The 21,058-nt window shown below is 58.4% G+C and carries 22 protein-coding genes; 9 read left to right on the forward strand and 13 right to left on the reverse strand.

All coding sequences use genetic code 11. The features are described from left to right. Window positions 1-47: 47 nt before the first annotated feature. Window positions 48-530: a glutathione peroxidase gene (locus AD665_RS14335; protein WP_024777508.1), complete on the forward strand. Its 483-nt coding sequence runs from the start codon at window positions 48-50 to the stop codon at window positions 528-530. Between the two features lie 248 nt (window positions 531-778). Further along, window positions 779-1,882 carry an NADH:flavin oxidoreductase gene (locus AD665_RS14340; RefSeq protein ID WP_024777509.1) on the forward strand — a complete coding sequence of 368 codons (1,104 nt, stop codon included), beginning with the start codon at window positions 779-781 and terminating at the stop codon, window positions 1,880-1,882. A gap of 116 nt (window positions 1,883-1,998) precedes the next feature. Here AD665_RS14340 and AD665_RS14345 read toward each other — a convergent pair whose 3' ends face one another. Together AD665_RS14345 and cysZ are read right to left on the reverse strand one after the other, a co-directional pair. Then, window positions 1,999-3,195 carry a glycosyltransferase family 4 protein gene (locus AD665_RS14345; protein WP_024777510.1) on the reverse strand — a complete coding sequence of 399 codons (1,197 nt, stop codon included), beginning with the start codon at window positions 3,193-3,195 and terminating at the stop codon, window positions 1,999-2,001. Window positions 3,196-3,235: 40 nt separating this feature from the next. Beyond that, entirely contained in the window at window positions 3,236-3,991 is a 756-nt protein-coding gene (gene cysZ / locus AD665_RS14350) for a sulfate transporter CysZ (RefSeq protein WP_024777511.1), read from the reverse strand. 310 nt (window positions 3,992-4,301) lie between these two features. Here cysZ and trxB point away from each other — a divergent pair, with 310 nt between their 5' ends. After that, a complete protein-coding gene (trxB, locus tag AD665_RS14355) occupies window positions 4,302-5,264 on the forward strand; it encodes a thioredoxin-disulfide reductase (protein ID WP_003205459.1) in 963 nt (320 codons plus the stop codon). A 184-nt stretch (window positions 5,265-5,448) separates the two neighbouring features. Here the strand turns inward: trxB and AD665_RS14360 are convergent, their stop codons facing one another. The 6 genes from AD665_RS14360 to folM form a co-directional block, all read right to left on the reverse strand. Next, the gene (locus AD665_RS14360) at window positions 5,449-6,702 is read right to left on the reverse strand and encodes a 2-aminoadipate transaminase (protein WP_053192530.1); all 1,254 of its coding nucleotides are present in this window, start codon (window positions 6,700-6,702) and stop codon (window positions 5,449-5,451) included. Between the two features lie 272 nt (window positions 6,703-6,974). Continuing rightward, on the reverse strand, window positions 6,975-7,313 hold the full coding sequence (locus AD665_RS14365; protein WP_024777513.1) for a HopJ type III effector protein: 339 nt from the start codon (window positions 7,311-7,313) through the stop codon (window positions 6,975-6,977). Then, complete coding sequence (locus AD665_RS14370) at window positions 7,306-7,602, reverse strand: DUF1244 domain-containing protein (RefSeq protein WP_024777514.1); 297 nt, start codon at window positions 7,600-7,602, stop codon at window positions 7,306-7,308. The genes AD665_RS14365 and AD665_RS14370 overlap by 8 nt, the downstream gene beginning before the upstream one ends. 83 nt (window positions 7,603-7,685) lie before the next feature. After that, window positions 7,686-8,066, reverse strand: a complete 381-nt coding sequence (gene folX, locus AD665_RS14375; protein WP_053192532.1) for a dihydroneopterin triphosphate 2'-epimerase — start codon at window positions 8,064-8,066, stop codon at window positions 7,686-7,688. Then, a complete protein-coding gene (gene folE, locus AD665_RS14380) occupies window positions 8,067-8,627 on the reverse strand; it encodes a GTP cyclohydrolase I FolE (RefSeq protein WP_024777516.1) in 561 nt (186 codons plus the stop codon). Window positions 8,628-8,647: 20 nt separating this feature from the next. After that, a complete protein-coding gene (folM, locus tag AD665_RS14385; protein WP_053192535.1) occupies window positions 8,648-9,358 on the reverse strand; it encodes a dihydromonapterin reductase in 711 nt (236 codons plus the stop codon). A 235-nt stretch (window positions 9,359-9,593) separates the two neighbouring features. On the opposite strand from folM, the gene AD665_RS14390 reads away from it, so the two are divergent. Then, a complete protein-coding gene (locus tag AD665_RS14390) occupies window positions 9,594-10,553 on the forward strand; it encodes a MerR family transcriptional regulator (RefSeq protein ID WP_024777518.1) in 960 nt (319 codons plus the stop codon). 138 nt (window positions 10,554-10,691) lie between these two features. Here AD665_RS14390 and AD665_RS14395 read toward each other — a convergent pair whose 3' ends face one another. Then, window positions 10,692-11,297 (reverse strand): hypothetical protein, encoded by a 606-nt coding sequence (locus tag AD665_RS14395; RefSeq protein WP_024777519.1) that lies wholly within the window; start codon window positions 11,295-11,297, stop codon window positions 10,692-10,694. A 52-nt stretch (window positions 11,298-11,349) separates the two neighbouring features. After that, entirely contained in the window at window positions 11,350-11,826 is a 477-nt protein-coding gene (locus AD665_RS14400) for a PAS domain-containing protein (RefSeq protein WP_024777520.1), read from the reverse strand. 159 nt (window positions 11,827-11,985) lie between these two features. On the opposite strand from AD665_RS14400, the gene AD665_RS14405 reads away from it, so the two are divergent. The 4 genes from AD665_RS14405 (at window position 11,986) to AD665_RS14420 (ending at window position 15,445) form a co-directional block, all read left to right on the forward strand. Continuing rightward, on the forward strand, window positions 11,986-12,441 hold the full coding sequence (locus AD665_RS14405; RefSeq protein ID WP_024777521.1) for a flavodoxin: 456 nt from the start codon (window positions 11,986-11,988) through the stop codon (window positions 12,439-12,441). Window positions 12,442-12,575: 134 nt separating this feature from the next. Further along, window positions 12,576-13,358: a class II aldolase/adducin family protein gene (locus AD665_RS14410; protein WP_053192537.1), complete on the forward strand. Its 783-nt coding sequence runs from the start codon at window positions 12,576-12,578 to the stop codon at window positions 13,356-13,358. Continuing rightward, on the forward strand, window positions 13,358-14,269 hold the full coding sequence (locus AD665_RS14415) for an alpha/beta fold hydrolase (RefSeq protein ID WP_024777523.1): 912 nt from the start codon (window positions 13,358-13,360) through the stop codon (window positions 14,267-14,269). Before AD665_RS14410 ends, AD665_RS14415 begins: the two co-directional genes overlap by 1 nt. Window positions 14,270-14,533: 264 nt before the next feature. Then, window positions 14,534-15,445, forward strand: a complete 912-nt coding sequence (locus AD665_RS14420; RefSeq protein ID WP_053192539.1) for an SDR family oxidoreductase — start codon at window positions 14,534-14,536, stop codon at window positions 15,443-15,445. A gap of 44 nt (window positions 15,446-15,489) precedes the next feature. Here the strand turns inward: AD665_RS14420 and AD665_RS14425 are convergent, their stop codons facing one another. From AD665_RS14425 to AD665_RS14435, 3 genes are all read right to left on the reverse strand, one after another. Further along, window positions 15,490-16,257 (reverse strand): N-acetylmuramoyl-L-alanine amidase, encoded by a 768-nt coding sequence (locus tag AD665_RS14425; RefSeq protein ID WP_024777525.1) that lies wholly within the window; start codon window positions 16,255-16,257, stop codon window positions 15,490-15,492. Window positions 16,258-16,436: 179 nt separating this feature from the next. Further along, entirely contained in the window at window positions 16,437-16,694 is a 258-nt protein-coding gene (locus AD665_RS14430) for a hypothetical protein (protein WP_024777526.1), read from the reverse strand. Continuing rightward, the gene (locus AD665_RS14435; RefSeq protein WP_080996589.1) at window positions 16,691-18,625 is read right to left on the reverse strand and encodes an S-type pyocin domain-containing protein; all 1,935 of its coding nucleotides are present in this window, start codon (window positions 18,623-18,625) and stop codon (window positions 16,691-16,693) included. The genes AD665_RS14430 and AD665_RS14435 overlap by 4 nt, the downstream gene beginning before the upstream one ends. A 627-nt stretch (window positions 18,626-19,252) precedes the next feature. Between AD665_RS14435 and AD665_RS14440 the strand changes: the two genes are divergently transcribed. Further along, the gene (locus AD665_RS14440; RefSeq protein WP_024777528.1) at window positions 19,253-21,046 is read left to right on the forward strand and encodes a DUF1302 domain-containing protein; all 1,794 of its coding nucleotides are present in this window, start codon (window positions 19,253-19,255) and stop codon (window positions 21,044-21,046) included. The last annotated feature ends 12 nt before the right edge of the window (window positions 21,047-21,058 follow it).

Here is a 21,058-nt window from a genome sequence, read left to right on the forward strand (position 1 = left end):
GCATTACCCATGGCTATTTCGAAAGATCCGCAAACCTGGAGTTCGTCATGAGTGCTTTTCACGACCTTAAACTGAAAGCCCTGGATGGTCAGGAGCTTCCTCTGGCGCCTTTCAAGGGGCAAGTCGTGCTGGTGGTCAACGTCGCCTCCAAATGTGGCCTGACGCCTCAGTACGCTGCGCTGGAAAATCTCTATCAGCAGTACAAGTCCAGGGGCTTCAGCATCCTGGGCCTGCCTTGCAATCAGTTCGCGGGGCAAGAGCCTGGCACCGAGCAGGAAATCCAGGCGTTCTGCAGCAATAATTATGGCGTGACGTTTCCGCTGTCCAGCAAGTTGGAAGTAAACGGTCACGACCGGCATCAACTTTACCGCCTGCTGGCGGGCGAGGGCGCCGAATTCCCCGGAGACATTACCTGGAACTTCGAGAAGTTTCTGCTCGGCAAGGACGGCCGCGTGTTGGCCCGCTTCTCGCCGCGCACAGCGCCGGATGACCCGGCGGTAATCCAGGCAATTGAAAAAGCGCTGGGCTGAACCTTCACCGTTGTGGCGAGGGAGCTTGCTTGCGTACTGTGGGAGCAAGGCTTGCCCGCGATGAAGGTGATGGGACCTTTCAGAAATCGGGGTGCCTGGTTCGCGAGCAAGCGTTGCTCCCACATTCAGGTGCCTTTGCGCACCCTTTTTAACCTTTATCACTCCAATCAATAGTGCTACCCAGCACTCCCCTCGCTGCATATTATCGTCGTCATATCGACCTGCGACCTTGTCCCGTGGAGTGCCCCATGCCTGTAAAAGCCCTGTTCAAACCTTTTCAACTCGGTGCGTTCGAGCTGCCGACCCGGGTCGTGATGGCGCCGATGACCCGTTCCTTTTCACCGGGCGGCGTGCCGAACGCCAAGGTCATCGAATATTACCGTCGCCGCGCAGCGGCCGGGGTTGGCCTGATCATCACCGAAGGCACGACGGTCGGGCACAAGGCTTCCAACGGGTATCCGAACGTGCCGCACTTCTATGGCGATGCAGCGCTCGCCGGTTGGAAGCAAGTGGTCGATGCAGTGCATGCCGAAGGCGGCAAGATCGTTCCACAGTTGTGGCATGTGGGCAGTGTACGCCGCACCGGGACCGAGCCGGATGCCAGCGTGCCGGGTTATGGCCCGACCGAGAAGCTCAAGGACGGCCAGGTGGTGGTCCACGGTATGACCCAGGCAGACATCGACGATGTCATCGCCGCTTTCGCCCAGGCAGCGAAAGACGCCCAGAGTATCGGCATGGATGGCGTGGAGATCCATGGCGCCCATGGTTACCTGGTGGACCAGTTCTTCTGGGAAGGCAGCAACCAACGCACCGACGGTTACGGTGGCAGCCTGGCCAACCGTTCGCGATTTGCCATTGAGTTGATTCGTGCCGTGCGTGCAGCCGTGGGCGACGGGTTCCCGATCATCTTCCGGTTCTCCCAATGGAAACAACAGGATTACACCGCGCGTCTGGTGCAGACCCCGGAAGCCTTGGGCGAATTCCTCAAGCCACTGTCCGATGCTGGCGTGGATATCTTCCACTGCTCGACCCGTCGCTTCTGGGAGCCGGAGTTCGACGGTTCTGAACTGAACCTGGCCGGCTGGACTCGCAAGCTGACCGGTAAACCGACCATCACCGTCGGCAGCGTCGGTCTGGATGGCGAGTTCCTGCAGTTCATGGTCAATACCGACAAGGTCGCGCAGCCGGCGAGCCTGGAGAAACTCCTGGAACGCCTGAACAATGATGAATTCGACCTGGTGGCGGTCGGGCGTGCGCTGCTGGTGGATCCGGACTGGGCGCAGAAAGTGCGTGAAGGTCGGGAGCAGGAGATCCTGCCATTCAGCCGCGAAGCGCTGATGACGCTGGTCTGAGTCGCCTGCACCGACGCCATCGCGGGCAAGCCTTGCTCCCACATTGGATCTTCAGCGGACAGCTCATTTGTGAACTGCTGATAACCCGGTGGGAGCAAGGCTTGCCCGCGATGCTTTCAGCGATGCGGCACTGCCTGCGGCAGTGTCGATAGGGCCTGGCAAGCCCCCCGTAATTGCGCCTCGAACTGCTCGATCACTGACGCCCAACCCTGGCGACTGGCATGCTGGCGGGCATTGAGCCTCACGCAACGTAACGCTTCGGGCTCCTCCAGCAGCCAACGGGCCGCATCGCAGAATGCGTCCTCATCCCCCGGCATTGCCAGCACGCCGTTGTAGCCATGGCGGATGTGTTGTGCTGCGGCGGCCTGGTCGTAGGCCACCACACCCAGCCCGGACGCGAGGGCCTCCAGCACGACGTTGCCGAAGGTTTCGGTCAGGCTTGGAAAGACGAACACATCCCCACTGGCATAGTGGCTGGCCAGCGTCTCGCCTCGCTGGCTACCGCAAAAAATCGCGTCGGGCAGTTCCTGCTCCAGGGCGGACCGTTGCGGGCCGTCGCCGATCACCACCAGCTTCATCCGTCGCTGCGGGAACGCATTGCATATCCTGTCGAAACAACGCTTGAGCAAGCCGAGGTTCTTCTCCGGTGCCAGGCGCCCAACGTGGATCACGGCAATATCGTCATCGCCCAGGCCCCAGCTTTCGCGCAGGGTGGTCGAGCGCTTGACCGGATGGAATAACTGGCTGTCCACGCCGCGGGACAACAGCATGACGCGCTCGAAATGCCGCCGTTCCAATTCCAGTTGCTGGCTTGGGCTGGGCACCAGTGTCAGGTTGGAGCGGTTGTGAAACCAGCGCAGGTAATGGGTGAGTGCGCGACTGAGCAACCCAAGGCCGTACTGCCGTGTGTATTGCTGGAAATTGGTGTGAAAGCCACTGACTACCGAGATACCCAGGCGCCGCGCCGCCCGCAACGCCGATAAACCCAGCGGCCCTTCGGTAGCGATGTACAGCACATCGGGCCGCTGACGCATCCAGCGCCGCAGCAGCTTGTGCATTGAGACCTGCCCCCACTGCAACCCCGGATATCCCGGCAGAGGCCAGCCCCGGCACAGCAACAGCTCGTCGCTGGCCTGGCGTTGATCCGGTGCCTGTCGCGGACGCACCAGCTCAACCCTGTGGCCTCGGGCACGCAGGCCTTCGTGCAAGCGGCCCAGGGTGTTGGCCACGCCATTGATTTCCGGCGGGAAGGTTTCAGTGACAAGGGTGATATGCAGGTGTGTGCTCATGACCCCAGTGTCGACCGGGGCCATTTCGCCAGTGTGACGCCTGAATGATGGATTTGTGACCGGTTCAGCCCTGGCGGGCCAGCGCCGTCTCGGCCCCTTGCTCGCGCACCCAGAACAGGGTCGCCCCGGCCACCGCCGCCGGCATCATCAGGATGTTGACCACCGGGATCAGCAGCACCAGGTAGACGCTGCCGCCAAAGCCGAGGCTCTGCCAGCGTTTCTGACGCAACCAGGCGAGCATTTCGTTCCAGCCCAGCTTGTGGTTGTCCGCCGGGTAGTCGATGTACTGGATCGCCATCATCCATATGCCGAACAGCAGCCACAGCGGTGCGGCCACCAGATTGATCACGGGAATGAACGACAGCACGAACAACCCCAGGGCGCGGGGCAGGAAGTAGCCGAGCTTGCGTGCCTCCCGGGCCAAGGTGCGCGGGATCATGGCGACCAACTCACCCCAACTGAAGGCCGGGAAGTCATCGGTGCCACGGACCACCACCTCGACCTTCTCCGCCAGAAAACCGTTGAACGGCGCAGCGATGACATTGGCGAGCATCGTGAAGGTAAAGAACACCATCAGCACCACCAGCACCACGAACAATGGCCAGAGGATGTAGCTGAGGAAACTCAGCCAGTCCGGCAGCGATGGCATCAACGTGTCGACCCACAGGCTGAACTGATGGCCGGCCAGGTAGATCAGACCGATGAACAATACGAGGTTGATCGCCAGCGGCAATAATACAAATAGACGCAGGCCCGGACTCAGGACCAGCTTGAGGCCTTCTTGCAGGTATTGCGGGCCGGACAGTACGGGGGCGGGCATGGGCAGCTCCGAGAGAAGTTGAACGCGCCGACCTTACCGGCTTTGCCCGGCGCGGGAAAGCGTCTACACGGCGTGTAACAGGTTTGTTGAACAGGCCGCTCTATTGAAAGCTCCACCCGATATAGAACTCACCTATGAGCTGGATTGTTAAACCGTATTTCCTTAATCTTCGCTCCCTCGATACGCTGCACCCATTCTTTTTCAGGGCCGTCGGACCAAAGCCTTCCCCAAGTGCATCAACGGCCCTTTTTTTATTCCCGCCGCTCACCCGGCGCTCCGGCTCGCAAGGGCTGGTCAATTGGAGCAGGTCATGTCTGAAGTTCGTCATTCGCGAGTCATTATTCTCGGTTCCGGCCCTGCCGGTTACAGCGCCGCAGTTTATGCGGCCCGTGCCAACCTCAAGCCACTGCTGATCACCGGCATGCAGGCCGGCGGTCAACTGACCACCACCACCGAAGTCGACAACTGGCCGGGCGATGTCCACGGCCTGACCGGCCCGGCGTTGATGGAGCGCATGAAAGAACACGCCGAGCGCTTCGAGACCGAAATCGTCTTCGACCATATCAATGCCGTGGATTTCGCCGCCAAGCCGTACACCCTGACCGGTGACAGCGCGACCTACACCTGCGACGCCCTGATCATCGCCACCGGTGCCAGCGCCCGTTACCTGGGCCTGCCATCGGAAGAGGCGTTCATGGGCAAGGGCGTTTCCGCCTGCGCCACCTGCGACGGTTTCTTCTACCGTAACAAGCCGGTGGCCGTGGTCGGTGGCGGCAACACCGCTGTCGAGGAGGCCCTGTACCTGGCCAACATCGCCAGCACTGTCACCCTGATCCACCGTCGCGAAACCTTCCGCGCCGAGAAGATCCTGATCGACAAGCTCAATGCTCGAGTGGCCGAAGGCAAGATCATCCTCAAGCTCAATGCCACCCTGGACGAGGTGCTGGGTGACAACATGGGCGTGACTGGTGCCCGCCTGAAAAACAACGACGGCAGCTTTGACGAGATCAAGGTCGACGGCGTTTTCATCGCCATCGGCCACACGCCGAACACCTCTTTGTTCGAAGGCCAACTGGAACTCAAGGACGGTTACCTGGTGGTCAAGGGCGGCCGCGACGGCAACGCCACCGCCACCAGCGTCGAAGGCATCTTCGCTGCCGGTGACGTGGCCGACCACGTCTACCGCCAGGCCATCACCTCGGCCGGCGCCGGTTGCATGGCCGCCCTGGACACCGAGCGTTACCTGGACGGCTTGCAGAACGCTTCGTTCTGATTCATCAGGCATAAAAAAACCGGCTTCGGCCGGTTTTTTTATGTGGGTGGACTCCCTGAAAACCCTGTGGGAGCGGGCTTGCTCGCGAATGCGGTGGGTCAACCAGCACAATTTTTGACTGACATACCGCATTCGCGAGCAAGCCCGCTTCCACAAGTTTGATGCGCGCAGAAGTCTTTTGTCTTCAGCTCAGCTTCGCCAGGCACGTTTCGAGAATATCCAGACCTTCCTCCAACACTGCCGGCTCGGTCGTCAACGGCGCCAGCAAGCGGATGATGTGGCGCGACTTGCCACTGGGCATCAGCAGCAGACCCGCGTCCCGTGCCAGGGCCAGCAATTGGGTCAACTGCGCCGCTGCCGGGGTACCGTCGGCGCGGGCCAGTTCGATGCCGCGCATTGCGCCGACCCCCGTCAGGCGGCCCAGGAATGGGGTCAGCTCACGGCGGCGCCAAGATTCGTAGCGGCTGACAATCGCTTCTTCTTGTTGCGCGCCCCAGGCTTGGAGGTGCGCATCGGTCATTTCTTCCAGGGTCGCCAGTGCGGCGGCGCAGGCGATGGGGTTGCCGGAATAAGTGCCACCCAAGCCACCCTTGGGCAGGTTGTCCAGCAAAACCTTGCGCCCCACCACCGCCCCCAGCGGGACCCCGCCGGCAATGCTCTTGCCCAGCAGGATCAGGTCGGGCTCGATGCCCAGTCGCGAGAAGGCGAAACGTTGGCCGGTGCGGCCGAAGCCGGACTGAATTTCATCGATGATCAGCACGATACCCTTATCGTCGCAGAACTGCCGCAGGGCCTGGGCGAAAGGGATGTCCAGTGCCAGGAAACCCGCCTCGCCCTGTACCGGTTCGACGATGAAGCAGGCCACGTCGTTGACGTCGATCTCCACGCTGAACAACCGCTCCATGGCCTGCAAGGCTTCCGCGCAGGTCACACCGTTGTCCTTGCTGGGGTAGGGCAGATGATAGACCGGCCCCGGCAACACGCCGATTTTCTGTTTGTAGGGCGCGACCTTGCCGTTGAGGTTCAGGGTGGCCAGGGTGCGGCCATGGAAGCCGCCGTCGAAGGCGATGACGGCGGTGCGCCCCGTCGTGGCCCCGCGCACGATCTTCAAAGCGTTTTCCGCAGCCTCCGCGCCGCTGTTGGTGAGCATGCCACTGATGGGGTAGTCCACCGGGACAAACGCTGCAAGACGCCCCATCAATTCGATATAGGGCGCATGAGGGGCGGCGTTGAAGGCGTAGTGAGTCAACCGGGTGGCCTGCTCGCCAATAGCCTCGACGACGCGGGGATGGCAATGGCCGAGGTTCAACACGCCGATGCCTCCCACGAAGTCGATGTAGCGCTTGCCGTCGGTATCCCATACCTCGGCGTTTCTGCCGTGACTGAGGCTGACGGGGTGCACGATGGAAATCGATTGGCTGATGGTTTCGCTGCTCATGGGTGACGGCTCGAAGGAAGAAAGGATTTCCTTTATCTAAGCCGTGAGCAGTGGGAGCCGGCAAACGAAATAAAGTTGCCGGGTCAATCTTAAAAGTCGGGATGTGGGTAAGTACCACACAATCAGGGTTGGACTGTTCTTGTGGCGAGCGGATTCATCCCCGCTGGACTGCGAAGCAGTCCGAAACCAGCCTTGCTGCATTGACACATCGCGAAGCTGTTGGGGTCGCTAAGCGACCCAGCGGGGATGAATCCCCTCGCCACAAGCGGGGATCAGCGGCGTTGCAGTGGCTGGGCCGCGAACTTCACGCCCGCCAGTCCATGGACCATCAGCGCGCGGATGTTGCCATGGTCGTTGCCGTCGGGAGTGTTCAGCACCGAGCGGTAATGCTCGCCGAACGCCAGCAGCGCTTCTTCATCGCTCAAGCCTTCGAGCAAGGCCAGGCCGAGGGTCTTGCAGGAGCCTTCGTTTTGTCCGGCAGCGTTTTCCACGTCGCCGTTGGTGAACGGCTGGGGCTGATAGTCGTAGCCATCGTTGATGAAGGCCAGGGTATCGGCGAAAGCGTGTTCGCCGCTCTGGAGGCGGGTGCGCAGGGTTTTCAGATCAGGCATCGGGTTTTCCTTTGGCGAACGCCGCTTGCTGCTCGGCGCTGGCTTCTTGCTGGTATTGGGCTTTCCATTCGGCGTACGGCATGCCGTAGACCCTTTCACGGGCGTCATCGAGGCTGACGTCGATCTGACGTTCATCGGCAGCGGCCTTGTACCACTTGGACAGGCAGTTGCGGCAGAAGCCGGCGAGATTCATCAGGTCGATGTTCTGTACGTCCTTGCGGCTGTCCAGGTGGGCAACGAGCCGACGGAAAGCGGCGGCTTCGAGTTCGAGGCGTTGTTGGTCGTTCATGAGGGTCTCTTCGAGACAGCTGCAAGCTGCAAAATGGGTTGCGGTGATCAAGCTTACAGTGAATGGCTTGCAGCTTGTAGCGGCTACGGAGTCGCCCGGCTTGCCGCCAAGGTAATCGACACCGATTCGGCGAAACGCAAGGCGTGGGGTTTGTCGACTTCGACTTCGGCGTAGTGCACCGATTCGTTGGTCATGACCAGGTCCAGCAGCTCTTGGGTCAGGCGTTCCAACAGAGCGAAGCGATTGCCTTCCACGTGGGCGATGATCGCTTTGGTGATGGTGCGGTAGTTCAGCGCGTGATCGATGTCGTTGTCGCGTACCGCTTCCTGTGCCGGGTAGAGGATGGTCAGGTTGATCAGGACATCCTGTTTGTTGAGGATTTCATCCTCGTTGATCCCGATGAAAGTGCGCAGGCGCAGGTCCTTGACCCGGATACGCGCCATGGCTGGCTGAAGTTGTGGCATTTACTTGCTCCGTCGAATCAATTGCAGGAACTCCTGGCGAGTGGTGCTGGATTCGCGAAAAGCCCCGAGCATCACTGAAGTGTTCATGGTCGAGTTCTGTTTTTCGACACCGCGCATCATCATGCACATGTGCTGGGCCTCGATGACCACCGCGACACCGGCGGCCTGGGTAACCTGTTGCACCGCGGCGGCGATTTGCCGGGTGAGGTTTTCCTGGATCTGCAGACGGCGGGCGAACATGTCCACCAGCCGGGCGATCTTCGACAGTCCCAGGACCTTGCCCGTAGGAATATAAGCCACATGGGCCTTGCCGATGAAGGGCAGTAAATGATGTTCGCACAGGGAATAGAGTTCGATGTCGGCGACGATCACCATCTCGTCGCTGTCCGAATCGAACAGGGCGCCATTGACGATCTGTTCGACGCTTTGCTCGTATCCGTGGCAAAGGTACTGCATGGCCTTGGCGGCGCGAGCCGGTGTGTCCAGCAGGCCTTCGCGCTCCGGATCTTCACCCAGGCCGATGAGGATCTCGCGGTAATTCTGGGGCAGGGATAGCGCCATGATGGATCCTCGAAGCTAGGCTATTTGATGTGCCGTCCGCCGTTGACGGTCAGGGTCGTGCCGGTGACATAGGGGTTGTCCAGCAAATACCGCAGGCTCTGGTAGATGACTTCGCTACCGGGTTCGAAGCGCAGCGCCGACTTGGCCAGGGTCCTGGCGCGATAAGCGGCGTCGTCTTCGGCCTTGAACAGTAGCAGGGCCGGCGCAATACCGTTGACCTTGATCGCCGGAGCGAACTTCGCCGCGAACGACAGGGTCAGGCTGTCGAGCCCAGCCTTGGTGGCGCAATAAGCGATGTGTTTGCTGCTACCCTTACGGGTTACATCATCGCTGATATGCACGATATCTGCTGGGGCTGAACGCTGTAGCAACTCGGCACAATGCAAGTTGATCAGATACGGCGCAAGCATGTGCACGTTGCACATGGCGCTGAAGGCCGCCGTCTCATCGCCCGGCACTTCGACCAGCCACGCCGAGGCGTTATGTACAATGGCCCGCAACCGGTCTGTGTGCTGCTTGAGCTGTTCGATAAAAGCCAGGATCCCGCCTTCGCTGGAAAAATCGGCAAACAGCGCGGTCGCCCCCAGATCCCGGAGCACCTGTACGCCTGGACGCTCGGTGCGATAAGTGACGATGACCGGATGACCGTCTTCAAGCAATCGGCGGGCACAGTGCAAGCCGACACGCTGGGCTGCGCCGGTGAGCAGAATAGGGGCGTCGGTACTGGGCATGGACTGGCTCGGTTCACGGCAGAGGCGAAACTATATCAGTGACTGCGCAGTGTACCTATTTGAACCAATGGGCTGGATCATTCGTTCAGGAATTTGTCATGCCGGTTTGCCGGCGGGTATTTTTTTGTTATGAAAAACGACAAATTTGAATATCGGAACGGTTTGTTCTTGTCATCTTATGACTAGGAGGGGGTAAACTGGGATCCAATTTACCAACCGGGCCTGTTGGATAAAGATGAGCGTAATCACCGACGATCAGTTCGTTTTCCAAGCAGCAGCGGGCCTGGAGCGTGAAGACCTGTTTCCCATCCGCGAAGTTTCGCGACTCACGGGGGTGAACCCAGTGACCTTGCGTGCATGGGAGCGTCGCTACGGTCTTATCCAGCCGACACGTACCGAAAGCGGTCATCGCCTGTATTCCTTGGGTGATATCGAAAAGGTACGCAGCATCCTTGCCTGGATCGAACGCGGGGTCGCCGTCAGTAAAATCAGCAAGATCCTGAGCAAGACCGAAGCGTTGCAACCTGTTTCCGCGTTGATTCCATCGGATCTGGTGAGGGTCGACTATGCACAATGGCAGCACCAGGTCGCGGTCGCAGTCTCCAACTTTGACGATGTAGAGCTGGATCGCATCTACGGGCAGATTTTTTCCAGCTACGCGGTGCCGATCGTTTTTCAACGCATCCTGATGCCGCTCTGGCAGCAACTGCTGCAACGGCGGCAGGATTTCGGACAGACCAGCGAATGGCTGTTTTTCGATGGATTCCTGCGATCGCGTGTCGCGCAACGGCTCTTGCTCAAGCGCGAGGATCAGTCGCGACGCGTTCTGGTCAGCGCCATTGCCGGCCAGTGCCGTGAGCTGGAACTGCTGGTGACGGCACTGTATGTGTCGAAGGCGGAAGTGGGGATCAGGTTGATGACCGTCGGCCAGCCATTCGACGAACTGACCCTGGTATGCCAGAAGACTCAACCCTTGGCGCTGGTACTGGTGTCCAACCATGCACCGGTCGCCGAATTGCCCAAGCGCCTGAACAGGTTGGCCATGAGCCTGGATTGCCCGTTGATGTTGGCCGGTGATGCATCCGACCTGATGCAGGAAAGCCTGGCAGGATCGTCGATCGGTTGCCTGGGCAATGACGGAACGGTGATTCACCAGCGCTTGCGTCAGTTGCTGGCAGGTAACCTGGATACCTGAGTGGCCCGTGTAGCCAGGCTCTGTAGGAAAAGCCTTGATACTCGTTCATGCAGCGTTGAGAACAGCCTCGCCTGACCTTCGTCTCAAGACTTTCCGTACAGAGCCTAATTCAAGCACTCGAATTAGCCGTACAGGCCCCTAGAGGTGCATGGCCGGATGGGACAGGCGATGCTGCTGGAGAATGTATTGACGCAGGCGCTCGGTCTCGTCCTGGTCGTTCTGGTTCAAATGATAGGCATACAGGCCTTGATCGGTTTCCCGTTCGAAGGTGCCGCGCAACGAAATCCTTTCGTAACCTGAGGGGCTGAACCAGAGAACGAATTGCTTTGGTGGTTTGGTACGGTTGCGGTTTTCCAGCAGCACACCCTTGCAAGACACCTCGTGGACCCACAAAGGCCCTGGTTGACCCTTGGCATTTTCCAGTGCTACCGGCTCCTGGAGGGTCAGTCGCCATGGGCGTACCTTCGGTCCGTCCTCGTAGATACTCGGAACGCCCAGGCGCAAGTGCATCGCGTGGAATTCATCTTCCACAAGGTGCAACGGGAAGGTCATTTGCTGGTTTTCGAAGTTGGCTTGCAGCGTCACCTGCTCGTTGGCCGCAAGACGCGTCAGCAGGTCACGGATCTGCGACCCGCTATTGACCAGCAGGCTGGATGTCACATCCCGCTCATTCAATTGCGGAATGTGTTGCATGGTCCGGATGAAGTCCAGCTCATCCTGGGTCAGGAGGGCGTCACGCTGCATGGTGTGCTCGAAATGATTTTGCGTTTTCACTGGTGATTGTAGTGACTGACCGTTAATTCGTCGTTTTGTTTATGCCGTTCGTCGCATTGAGATGAGCAATCGTTGCCCGGGCTTCGGCCAATTCCTTTTCCAACTGGGCAACGCGTTGTTGCGCCTTGACCTGGGCCGTCACGTCTTTTTGCACGCCCACGAAATAGGTGTGCCCATCCGCCTCGTTTTTTACCGTGGACAGCGACAACTCATTCCAGAACGGCGTGCCGTCCTTGCGATAGTTGCGAAGCACCTCTCGACAGGTACCGCCTTGCTTCAGGGTCTTGCGAATTCGCTCCAGGGACGGTTGATCACGATCCCCCGATTGCAGAAAGCGGCAATCCTGATAAAGGATCTCGTCTCGGCTATAACCGGTCAGCCGTTCGAAGGCCGGGTTCACGTAGATCAGAATGTTGTCTTCGTCGCCTTCCTTTTCGGCGATGACGATTCCGTCATTGGAAGCATTGATCACCAATTGCATCAGTTGCGCATTGATCATGGAGCAGGTCCTTTTTCATAGCCCATGTAGATACGGCATTATTGGAAGAAGCCGGTGCGATGTCTACGGGCCATCAGTGCTTATTGAGGGTGATCGTAGCGGCGCGGGTCAGGCTGTTACTATCGCGTTTCTCTTTTATTCAGGCTCAGGACCAGATTGATGAAAGTCGCCATCCTTTCCGGCTCGGTGTACGGCACCGCTGAAGAAGTCGCTCGACATGCTGCCAGGCTGCTCGGCGAAGCAGGCTTTGAAATCCTGCACAATCCGCGGGTAACCCTGGCCGATATTCAGGCATTCAGCCCGCATGCCTTACTGGCTGTGACATCCACCACCGGCATGGGCGAACTGCCGGACAATCTGATGCCGCTGTATTCGATAGTCCGCGATCAACTGCCAGCGTCCTTTCGCGGCCTGCCCGGTGCGGTTATCGGCCTGGGGGATGCCAGTTATGGCGATACCTTCTGCGGCGGTGGCGAACAGATGCGAGAGCTGTTCGCCGAGTTGGGCGTGCGCGAGGTGCTGCCGATGCTGCGCCTGGATGCCAGCGAAAGCGTCACTCCGGAAACCGATGCTGAACCTTGGTTGGGCGAGTTGGTTGACGCGTTGCGTGGTTGAGGGCAGCGGCGGGTTCCTATGGGTGACCCGCTCGGTCATTAAGCTGGCTGCCAAGGCAACTACCGTCCCGGTAAGGGCTGACTAGACTGGTTCTCCTGTGCAAGTACTATAACGATAAGCCAGAGGTCAGAGCCGTGAGCGTAGCGCCCATCCAATCGACACTCAGCATCAAGGACCAGGTCAGTGCCGCTGAATGGCAAACCCGTATCGATCTTGCCGCCTGCTACCGGCTGGTCGCGCTGTATGGCTGGGATGACCTGATTTTCACCCATATCTCCGCGAAGGTTCCCGGCACCGAGGATTTTCTGATCAACCCTTTCGGGTTGATGTTTCATGAGATCACCGCCTCGAACCTGGTCAAGGTCGATCTGGCCGGCCACAAGCTGATGGATAGCCCCTACGAAATCAATCCGGCCGGCTACACCATCCACAGTGCGGTGCACGAGGCACGAGACGATGTTGCCTGCGTGCTGCACACCCATACCGCTGCCGGCGTGGCGGTATCGGCCCAGAAACAAGGCGTATTGCCGATCAGCCAACAGTCTTTGTTCGTGTTATCGAGCCTTGCCTATCACGCTTATGAAGGCGTCGCCCTGAATCATGAAGAGAAGGCCCGCCTGCAGGTCGACCTGGGGGATCGCAACTTCCTGATGCTGTATAACCATGGGCTGCTGACGTGCGCTGGCACCATCGCCGATACATTCCTGATGATGTTTACCTTCCAGCGTGCCTGCGACATACAAGTTCTGGCGCAGAACGGCGGGGCCGAGCTGATACCCATTGAGCCGAAGATACTGGCCGGTGCCCGGGCGATGATTGCCGGGGTCACCAAAAGCGCCCAGGGCATGGGCGGTGCGCTGGCCTGGCCAGCGTTGCTGCGCAAGCTCGATCAGCAAGACCAGGGCTACAGAAACTGATGCCTATGGTCCAGATTCCGCTGCGTGTCTGGCGTCAACACGGCCAGACCTTCTTGTTCCGGGGCCACACCATTCGTTATTGGGTGGCGGGACATGGTGAGCCGCTGCTACTGATCCACGGTTTCCCCACGGCCAGTTGGGACTGGCATTACCTGTGGCAGCCGCTGGCACAGCGTTATCGCGTGATCGCCTGCGACATGCTCGGTTTTGGCGACTCCGCCAAGCCGACGGACCACGTCTACAGCCTGCTTGAGCAGGCGGATCTGCAGCAGGCATTGCTGGCGCATCTGGATGAGCGGCAAGCGGTACATATTCTGGCCCACGATTATGGTGACAGTGTGGCCCAGGAGCTGATCGCCCGGCATTGCGAGGCACGCATCGAGGTCGCCAGTTGTGTGTTTCTCAATGGTGGCCTGTTTCCGGAAACCCATCGTCCGGTGCTGGTGCAGAAATTGTTGCTCAGCCCGCTGGGCTGGCTGATAGGTCGCGCTTTTTCACGCGAGGGCCTGGCCAGGAATTTTCGGCAGATCTTTGGCCCCTGGCGCGGTCCCAGCGAAAGCGAACTGGATGATTACTGGAGCCTGGTAAAAAAACACGACGGGCCACGGATCATGCACAGACTCATCCGCTACATTCCCGAACGCCGCGTGCAGCGTGATCGCTGGGTACAGGCGATGCAGCGCGGCGAGGTGCCGCTGCGGGTGATCGACGGCGCTTTCGATCCGATTTCCGGTGCACACATGGTGGCACGTTATGAGGCCCTGATCCCGAATGCAGATACGGTGCTGCTGCCCGACATCGGACATTACCCACAGACCGAAGCCCCGGTGCAGGTGCTCAAGCATTACCTGGCGTTCCGTGAAAACCTCGCGGCGCCAATGCAGCTGCGGGCCTCGGTGAAGTGTCTGTGACTGGCAGCTCCCTATCGCGAGCAGGCTCGCTCCCACCCTGTCCGGGTTGAACCCGAGACCAGCGTCCACCGCCAACCCCCTGTGGGAGCGGGCTTGTTCGCGAAAGCGCTGGGCCGGCTTGCATCGATATTGGAAGTGAAGCCGGTATACGCATCATCCCCCTGTCTTATCGCCTACCATTCACTCTAAACCGTGTTGATTGTGACCGTCAGCCCCGTGCCTGACACTCAGGTTTTAAATCCTCGGCCTGCTGGAGTTCTGCCCATGAGTGAGTCTGTGCGCTTCGAAGATAAAGTGGTAATCGTCACGGGAGCCGGCGGTGGGCTGGGGCGGGCCCATGCGCTGCTGTTCGCCAGGCAAGGCGCCAAGGTGCTGGTCAACGACCTCGGCGGCTCGGCCCAGGGGGAAGGGGCCAATGCTTCGGCGGCGGATCGGGTGGTCGCTGAAATCCGCGAGGCCGGGGGGATTGCCGAGGCGAACCACGATTCCGTTACCGATGGCGACAAGCTTGTGCAAAACGCCCTCGATGCGTTTGGCCGGGTCGATGTCGTGGTGAACAACGCCGGTATCCTGCGGGACAAGACCTTCCACAAAATGGACGACGCCGATTGGGACCTGGTCTATCGCGTTCACGTCGAGGGCGCGTACAAAGTCACCCGTGCCGCCTGGCCGCACCTGCGTGAGCAAAATTATGGCCGGGTAATCTTCACCGCTTCCACGTCCGGCATCTACGGCAACTTCGGCCAATCCAACTACGGTATGGCCAAGCTCGGCCTTTATGGCCTGACTCGCACCCTGGCTATCGAGGGGCGCAAGAACAATATCCTGGTCAACGCCATCGCTCCCACCGGCGGCACGCGCATGACCGAAGGCCTGATGCCGCCGCAAGTGTTCGAACAGCTTAAGCCCGAATTCGTCAGCCCGTTGGTGGTGTACCTGGCCAGCGAAGCCTGCCAGGAAACCTCCGGGTTGTTCGAAGTGGGCGGCGGCTGGATGGGCAAGGTACGCTGGGAGCGCAGCCTCGGCGTCGGGTTCGATCCAAGCAAAGGCTTCTCGCCCGAAGATGTTGCTGCCCATTGGCAACAGATCTGCGATTTCGACAACGCGGTGCATCCCAATGACAACCTGGAAGCGTTGAAGGAAATGATGGCGAACATGCAGCGTTACGCCGTGTAACCTTTATTGTCTGGGCCGGTTGTCGTTGCCGACGATAACCGTGCTCAGGGAAAGTACTTCTTTACCAAGGCCGCCAGGTTCGCCGCTGTCTCGATATCCATCACCCCGTCATGTTTCGCCGGCCGAAAGTGCAACTGGAAGGCCCTCACCAAACGCTGGAAACCCATGCCCGTCGTGGCCGCCGTCGTGTCATACCCATACTTCCTGAACAGCCCCAGCAGATGTTCCCGCGCCGGCACACCCACGCATCGGTAGGCCTGCAGGAAAGACTGTTGCGTGCAGTCATCGAACCACGCGCCGATGCCTTTCAGATACAAAGCATGCCAGGGAAACATCGGGCCCGGGTCACTCTTGCGCCCGGCGGCGATGTCCGAATGCGCCACGACATTGACCGGGCTGATATCGGGATAACGCCCGAGTATGTCGAGGGCCAACTGCTCCACTGCTTCGATTTGCTGCGGTGAGTAAGGCGGGAAGGTGAATGTTCCCTGGTGATCAGCGGCCAGATTGACGATTTCGACTCCAATGGACGTGTCGTTCAAATTGTTGCGATTGCCCCAACTGCTCACCCCTGCGTGCCAGGCACGCTTGTTTTCGTCCACCAGATTGAAAATCTGCGGCTCGTTGAAACCTGCTTGCGCATAACTCGGGTCAGTGAAGTCCGGAACCAGGTAATGGGCGCTGACGGAGGCGCCGGTCAGTGCGCTGATGGAAGATGAGAAATTGGCGGCCGTGTAGTGGAAGATCAGAAAGCGAATGCGGTTGTTGTGGCCTTTGTTTGAACGGTAACGGGTGGAATTTATCGGGTACATAAATGTGCTCATTGATAATTGAAGGGGTCGAAGCTGCGCGCTTCGATTAACTTCAGACTAACAATGATCTTCAAATTGGCTTGTAGTGAGGGTCTTGGTCTTTTGTAGGAATTGGCGTTTGGTTTGTGGGGTTCTATAACCTGGAAGGAAGAAGCCGCTGCACAGGCAGCGGCTAATGGTTAGGTGTATCTTTTTTCAAGGAAGAATTTTGGTGCTTTCCAGTTAGGCCCTTTAATGCAGAGCCCTTTTTGGCCGATTGCCAGTATCCCGGCTTCGAAAAGTTTGGTGTAAGTCCTTTCAAGTTCCCCGTGCTGTACAAGCTCAGGATTATGACGTCGGATCATCATGTCTAGATGTGGGAGGGGCTTTAGTAGCGCAAATACTGTAACGATTTCTTCTAGTGGCTCGTTCTTTACTATTTGTTCAATAATGTTCATTGCCCCATCTCCTTCAGCATTTTTTTGTAATCTCTTTCGTCCTGTAGGTCTGCTTTGGCTAGGGCATCCGTTGTATAAAGTAATGATGCTCGATCTTGAATTTTATAATCTTCAAGCGTCGCTGTGTGGGCATTGTTCCAATAGGATGAGTCATCTGTAGGCACAAAATCATCCCTAAGTCCAAGATTTCGAAATCTTTCGAGTTCTCTGATTTCATGAGTGTAGTACCGTAGGTCTGTATCGGTGATATCAATGTCGCCGCTCAGAATATTTTCAAGCCGTTTTATCATGACGCCATTCGCATCTGACGGGCTCAGTCTTGCTATATGCAGCTTAATGGTATCTATCCCCTCCCGGGTAACCGTCGCCGTTCTCCAGTCCAGATCAATAATAGGCCCACCTGCCTTATCTGGATTGAAGTCCCGTCCACTGTGCTCTCCTTTTGTCGTTGCTCCCTCATAGGGATTGCTGAACACGGTATAGAGCGGCGCGATGCCTGACTCAACCGGAAATACCGTGACGAACCCGCCAAAGCTATAACGATCCAGCTCTGGATGTGTATCGAGTCGCCCTGCCTTAATTTCCAGGATGGCGCCGCTGTAATGAATAACATCAGGGATGCTTGCAGGCAGGGAGGTAGAGACATTGTCCGTCGTTACGACAGGCGTCCAGGTTATGCCAATGGATTCGGCGTCCTGGCTATGGGACTTGTAGATATTTTCCTGTGGGTCAAAGGTAGCCAGCCTGACCGGTACTTTGGCGAGCGTTGAGTCGGCCGGGGTGGCAGCAACGATGAACTCCGTTTTGTTGGCGATGGTCCTGGAACCCAGAGCAACCGGGAGATGGGTTTCACCTCTTGATGTGGCGATGGCATGCAGGTCATCGGTGTTGTCCGGCGCGAGTTCCGACAGAGGAACACTCAGTACATAGAGATCGCCGTTACCTAATTCCGAGGTATAAACCAGGGCTGTAATCCCAGCGGCAGCGGGCCCAGCAAGGGTGATAAGGGTATCGATGACTGCCGCGGCTGCGGCGCGTAACGCATTAGTGATTGCCAAGGCGATCACCTGATCGGCGGCGAAGCTTCCTCCGATAACGCTTAATGCGGGAGCAATTGCAGCGGAGGCTAATACTGGACGTGTGGTGGCAGCCAAGACTGGTTTACGTGCTTCAGGGATTTCTGCCTGACGTTGGGCTGCTTTCGCTGCAATCCGTCTTCTTTTGGCATTACGTTTGGCCTCGGCTTTGGCGGCCTTGCGTGCTTTTATAGCGGCTGTACGCTGTCTGTCAGCCTGGGCTTTTGCCTGAGCTGCTGCCGCTGTTCTTGCGCTGGCTTCGGCGACGACTTTGTTTTGTATGACTAAGCGCGCTTCCAATAGCTTTATCTGTTCAGCCAGAAACTTTGCTTCGTAAGCAGCAGCGTAAGAGATATTCCATTTTCCTACTGCTTTGTAATACTCCCCTTGCGAGATGCGGTCCGGGGCATCGAATCCCTTGTAAAAGGGATCGCGACCTTTGTGGGTCAGTGGGTCATGTCCGTAATAACGATTGGCTATTGTTACTTGTTCTTGGTGGTCTGCCCTTGCTTTTGACAAGTGTAGGGTGAGTGTTCTTGCTTCAATGTTGTTAGCATCAACCCCAAGGGGGAGCATCTTACGAGCAGTCTCTCTGGTTTGTGAAAGTTCGGCATCGGTTATATGTTTGAGATTTTTAATGTTTTCCCTGTAAATCTTCTCGGTATCGGTGTTGCTTTCAATCAGCCATTCATTGGCGTAATCGATTGTGTCGGGACCGAGGTCGGAGTAGGCAGTGCCTGACATTCCTCCAAATCCAGAGCCGTTCGGAATTGATCCGCCAGGTCCTAAATTTAAAGATGGTGAGCGCCTGAGAGGTATTCCTCTATTTACAAGGATGTTCTTTTCTTGTGGCATGTCGAGTTCCTTTCGAATGCGGGTACTGAAATAGTGTTTGTCAGTGTTCAGTGATAAACCTGTCCACCGTCATATATGTCAGTGCTGTTGTGAACGAAAAAATACTATAAGTTTGTTCGCAGAGGGTGTGCAGGTGAGAGATTCCGAAGATGTTGTGGGAATCGAGAAGTTTCACCCTGGAAAAAAATAACCCACATAAAAAAGGCCGCTGCAAAAAGCAGCGGCCTGAAGATGACGTTGCAAAGGAGCCACAAACCAACGTCGGTAAGCACGGGGTGATGGATCGATAATCCATCCGAATGACGGTGCGCCAGGCGTGAGGGATGCCATGGCGGGTGCTTGCAGGCCCGTTACCCTGAAAGCCCGGCCAGCATAGGGATCGGGCGCATCGGGAAACAGAGCGGATCCGGACATGCACTGTTACGGCGCGCGCAACAGTCGAAACAAGACGTCGAATATGCGTTGAACTGATGGGCCGCTATCCAGCCCATCCATGGCGTGTGCAAAGCCCCGTCTCGTGCGGGCACTAATCCTTTCGAGCGACAACGTGAATACCTCCTTGGTGCGCTTATCGACCGTGGCGGGCGGCAGTAGGGTGAAGACTCTGTCACTCACCGGGGAAGACGCATGACAACAATAACAATGCGCGCCATCTTCAAGCCGCAGGCGCTGGCCGTCGCGGTGGCCTTGGGCTGCTGCGCCCAGGCGCAGGCCGTCTCATTCAACATTGGCGAGATCGAAGGCCAGTTCGACTCCTCGCTGTCCGTGGGCGCGAGCTGGGGTATGAGCGATGCCAACAAGGACTTTATCGGCACGGTCAACGGCGGTAGGGGTCAGTCTTCCACGGGTGATGATGGACGGCTGAATTTCAAGAAGGGCGAGACCTTCTCGAAGATCTTCAAGGGCCTGCACGACCTTGAGCTCAAGTACGGTGATACCGGCGTGTTCGTGCGTGGCAAGTACTGGTATGACTTCGAGCTGAAGGACGAAAGCCGTCCGTTCAAGGACATCAGCGACAGTAATCGCAAGGAGGGCGCCAAGTCTTCGGGGGCGGAGATTCTCGATGCCTTCGTCTATCACAACTATTCCATCGCCGATCTGCCGGGCACCGTGCGTGCCGGCAAACAGGTGGTCAGTTGGGGGGAGAGTACCTTCATCGGCAACTCCATCAACAGCATCAACCCGGTGGACGTGTCCGCATTCCGTCGCCCGGGTGCCGAGATCAAGGAAGGACTGATTCCGGTGAACATGCTGTTCGCCTCCCAAGGCCTGACCGACAAGCTCACCATCGAGGGCTTCTACCAGTTGGAGTGGGACCAGACGGTGGTGGACAACTGCGGCACGTTCTTCGGCAATGACGTGGTAGCGGATGGCTGCACCAGTGGCTATACCGTGGGCAGCCCGGCTATCGCGCCGTTCGTACCGCTGACCCAGGCGTTCGGTCAGGGGATCGAGGTGTCCAGCGAAGGCGTGGTCATTCCTCGTGGCGGCGACCGTGATGCCCGTGACTCCGGCCAGTGGGGTACGGCGTTGCGCTGGCTTGGTGATGACACCGAGTACGGCTTGTACTTCATGAACTATCACAGTCGCACCCCTACTGTCGGTACCACGACGGCGGGAGCCTCAACCCTGGCGGCTTTGCCGGGAATGGTTGCGATTGCCAACGGCCTGTCGCCGGGCAGTGGTGCCGGCCTGGCCCAAAGCGTGATGCTCGGCCGCGGTCAGTACTACCTCGAATACCCTGAGGACATACGCCTGTACGGTGCCAGCTTCTCCACCACGCTGCCCACCGGCACCGCATGGACCGGTGAGATCAGCTATCGCCCCAACGCACCGGTGCAGCTCAACACCAACGACCTGACCCTGGCCTTGCTAAATCCAATAGCCGGTGGCGCAGCGTCACCTATCGCCACTTCGCCGGGCGCCGACAACACCGGCTACCGCCGCAAGGAAATCACCCAGATCCAAAGCACCCTGACCCACTTCGTCGATCAGGTATGGGGTGCGGATCGCTTGACCCTGGTGGGCGAGGCGGCGGTGGTGCATGTCGGTGGGCTGGAGTCCAAGGACAAACTGCGTTACGGCCGCGACTCGGTCTATGGCCAATACGGGTTCAACGGTGACACCGATGGCTTCGTCACCTCGACCTCATGGGGCTATCGCGCCCGGGCGATCCTCGACTACTCCAACGTCGTCGCCGGCATCAACTTCAAACCCAACGTGTCCTGGTCCCATGACGTGGCCGGCTACGGTCCCAACGGCCTGTTCAACGAGGGCGCCAAGGCCGTCAGCCTCGGCGTCGATGCCGACTATCGCAACACCTACACCGCCAGCCTGAGCTACACCGACTTTTTCGGCGGCGACTACAACGTCCTCAAGGATCGCGACTTCCTCGCGTTGAGCTTCGGCGTGAACTTCTGATCTGGCTGACAA

The organism is Pseudomonas corrugata, from assembly GCF_001269905.1.
GTDB lineage: Bacteria > Pseudomonadota > Gammaproteobacteria > Pseudomonadales > Pseudomonadaceae > Aquipseudomonas > Aquipseudomonas corrugata.

Coding starts and splice junctions, on each gene's coding strand:
- AD665_RS14335 (WP_024777508.1), top strand. CDS start 48: ATGAGTGCTTTTCACGACCTTAAACTGAAAGCCCTGGATGGTCAGGAG.
- AD665_RS14340 (WP_024777509.1), top strand. CDS start 779: ATGCCTGTAAAAGCCCTGTTCAAACCTTTTCAACTCGGTGCGTTCGAG.
- AD665_RS14345 (WP_024777510.1), bottom strand. CDS start 3,195: ATGGCCCCGGTCGACACTGGGGTCATGAGCACACACCTGCATATCACC.
- cysZ (WP_024777511.1), bottom strand. CDS start 3,991: ATGCCCGCCCCCGTACTGTCCGGCCCGCAATACCTGCAAGAAGGCCTC.
- trxB (WP_003205459.1), top strand. CDS start 4,302: ATGTCTGAAGTTCGTCATTCGCGAGTCATTATTCTCGGTTCCGGCCCT.
- AD665_RS14360 (WP_053192530.1), bottom strand. CDS start 6,702: ATGAGCAGCGAAACCATCAGCCAATCGATTTCCATCGTGCACCCCGTC.
- AD665_RS14365 (WP_024777513.1), bottom strand. CDS start 7,313: ATGCCTGATCTGAAAACCCTGCGCACCCGCCTCCAGAGCGGCGAACAC.
- AD665_RS14370 (WP_024777514.1), bottom strand. CDS start 7,602: ATGAACGACCAACAACGCCTCGAACTCGAAGCCGCCGCTTTCCGTCGG.
- folX (WP_053192532.1), bottom strand. CDS start 8,066: ATGCCACAACTTCAGCCAGCCATGGCGCGTATCCGGGTCAAGGACCTG.
- folE (WP_024777516.1), bottom strand. CDS start 8,627: ATGGCGCTATCCCTGCCCCAGAATTACCGCGAGATCCTCATCGGCCTG.
- folM (WP_053192535.1), bottom strand. CDS start 9,358: ATGCCCAGTACCGACGCCCCTATTCTGCTCACCGGCGCAGCCCAGCGT.
- AD665_RS14390 (WP_024777518.1), top strand. CDS start 9,594: ATGAGCGTAATCACCGACGATCAGTTCGTTTTCCAAGCAGCAGCGGGC.
- AD665_RS14395 (WP_024777519.1), bottom strand. CDS start 11,297: ATGCAGCGTGACGCCCTCCTGACCCAGGATGAGCTGGACTTCATCCGG.
- AD665_RS14400 (WP_024777520.1), bottom strand. CDS start 11,826: ATGATCAATGCGCAACTGATGCAATTGGTGATCAATGCTTCCAATGAC.
- AD665_RS14405 (WP_024777521.1), top strand. CDS start 11,986: ATGAAAGTCGCCATCCTTTCCGGCTCGGTGTACGGCACCGCTGAAGAA.
- AD665_RS14415 (WP_024777523.1), top strand. CDS start 13,358: ATGCCTATGGTCCAGATTCCGCTGCGTGTCTGGCGTCAACACGGCCAG.
- AD665_RS14420 (WP_053192539.1), top strand. CDS start 14,534: ATGAGTGAGTCTGTGCGCTTCGAAGATAAAGTGGTAATCGTCACGGGA.
- AD665_RS14425 (WP_024777525.1), bottom strand. CDS start 16,257: ATGTACCCGATAAATTCCACCCGTTACCGTTCAAACAAAGGCCACAAC.
- AD665_RS14430 (WP_024777526.1), bottom strand. CDS start 16,694: ATGAACATTATTGAACAAATAGTAAAGAACGAGCCACTAGAAGAAATC.
- AD665_RS14435 (WP_080996589.1), bottom strand. CDS start 18,625: ATGCCACAAGAAAAGAACATCCTTGTAAATAGAGGAATACCTCTCAGG.
- AD665_RS14440 (WP_024777528.1), top strand. CDS start 19,253: ATGACAACAATAACAATGCGCGCCATCTTCAAGCCGCAGGCGCTGGCC.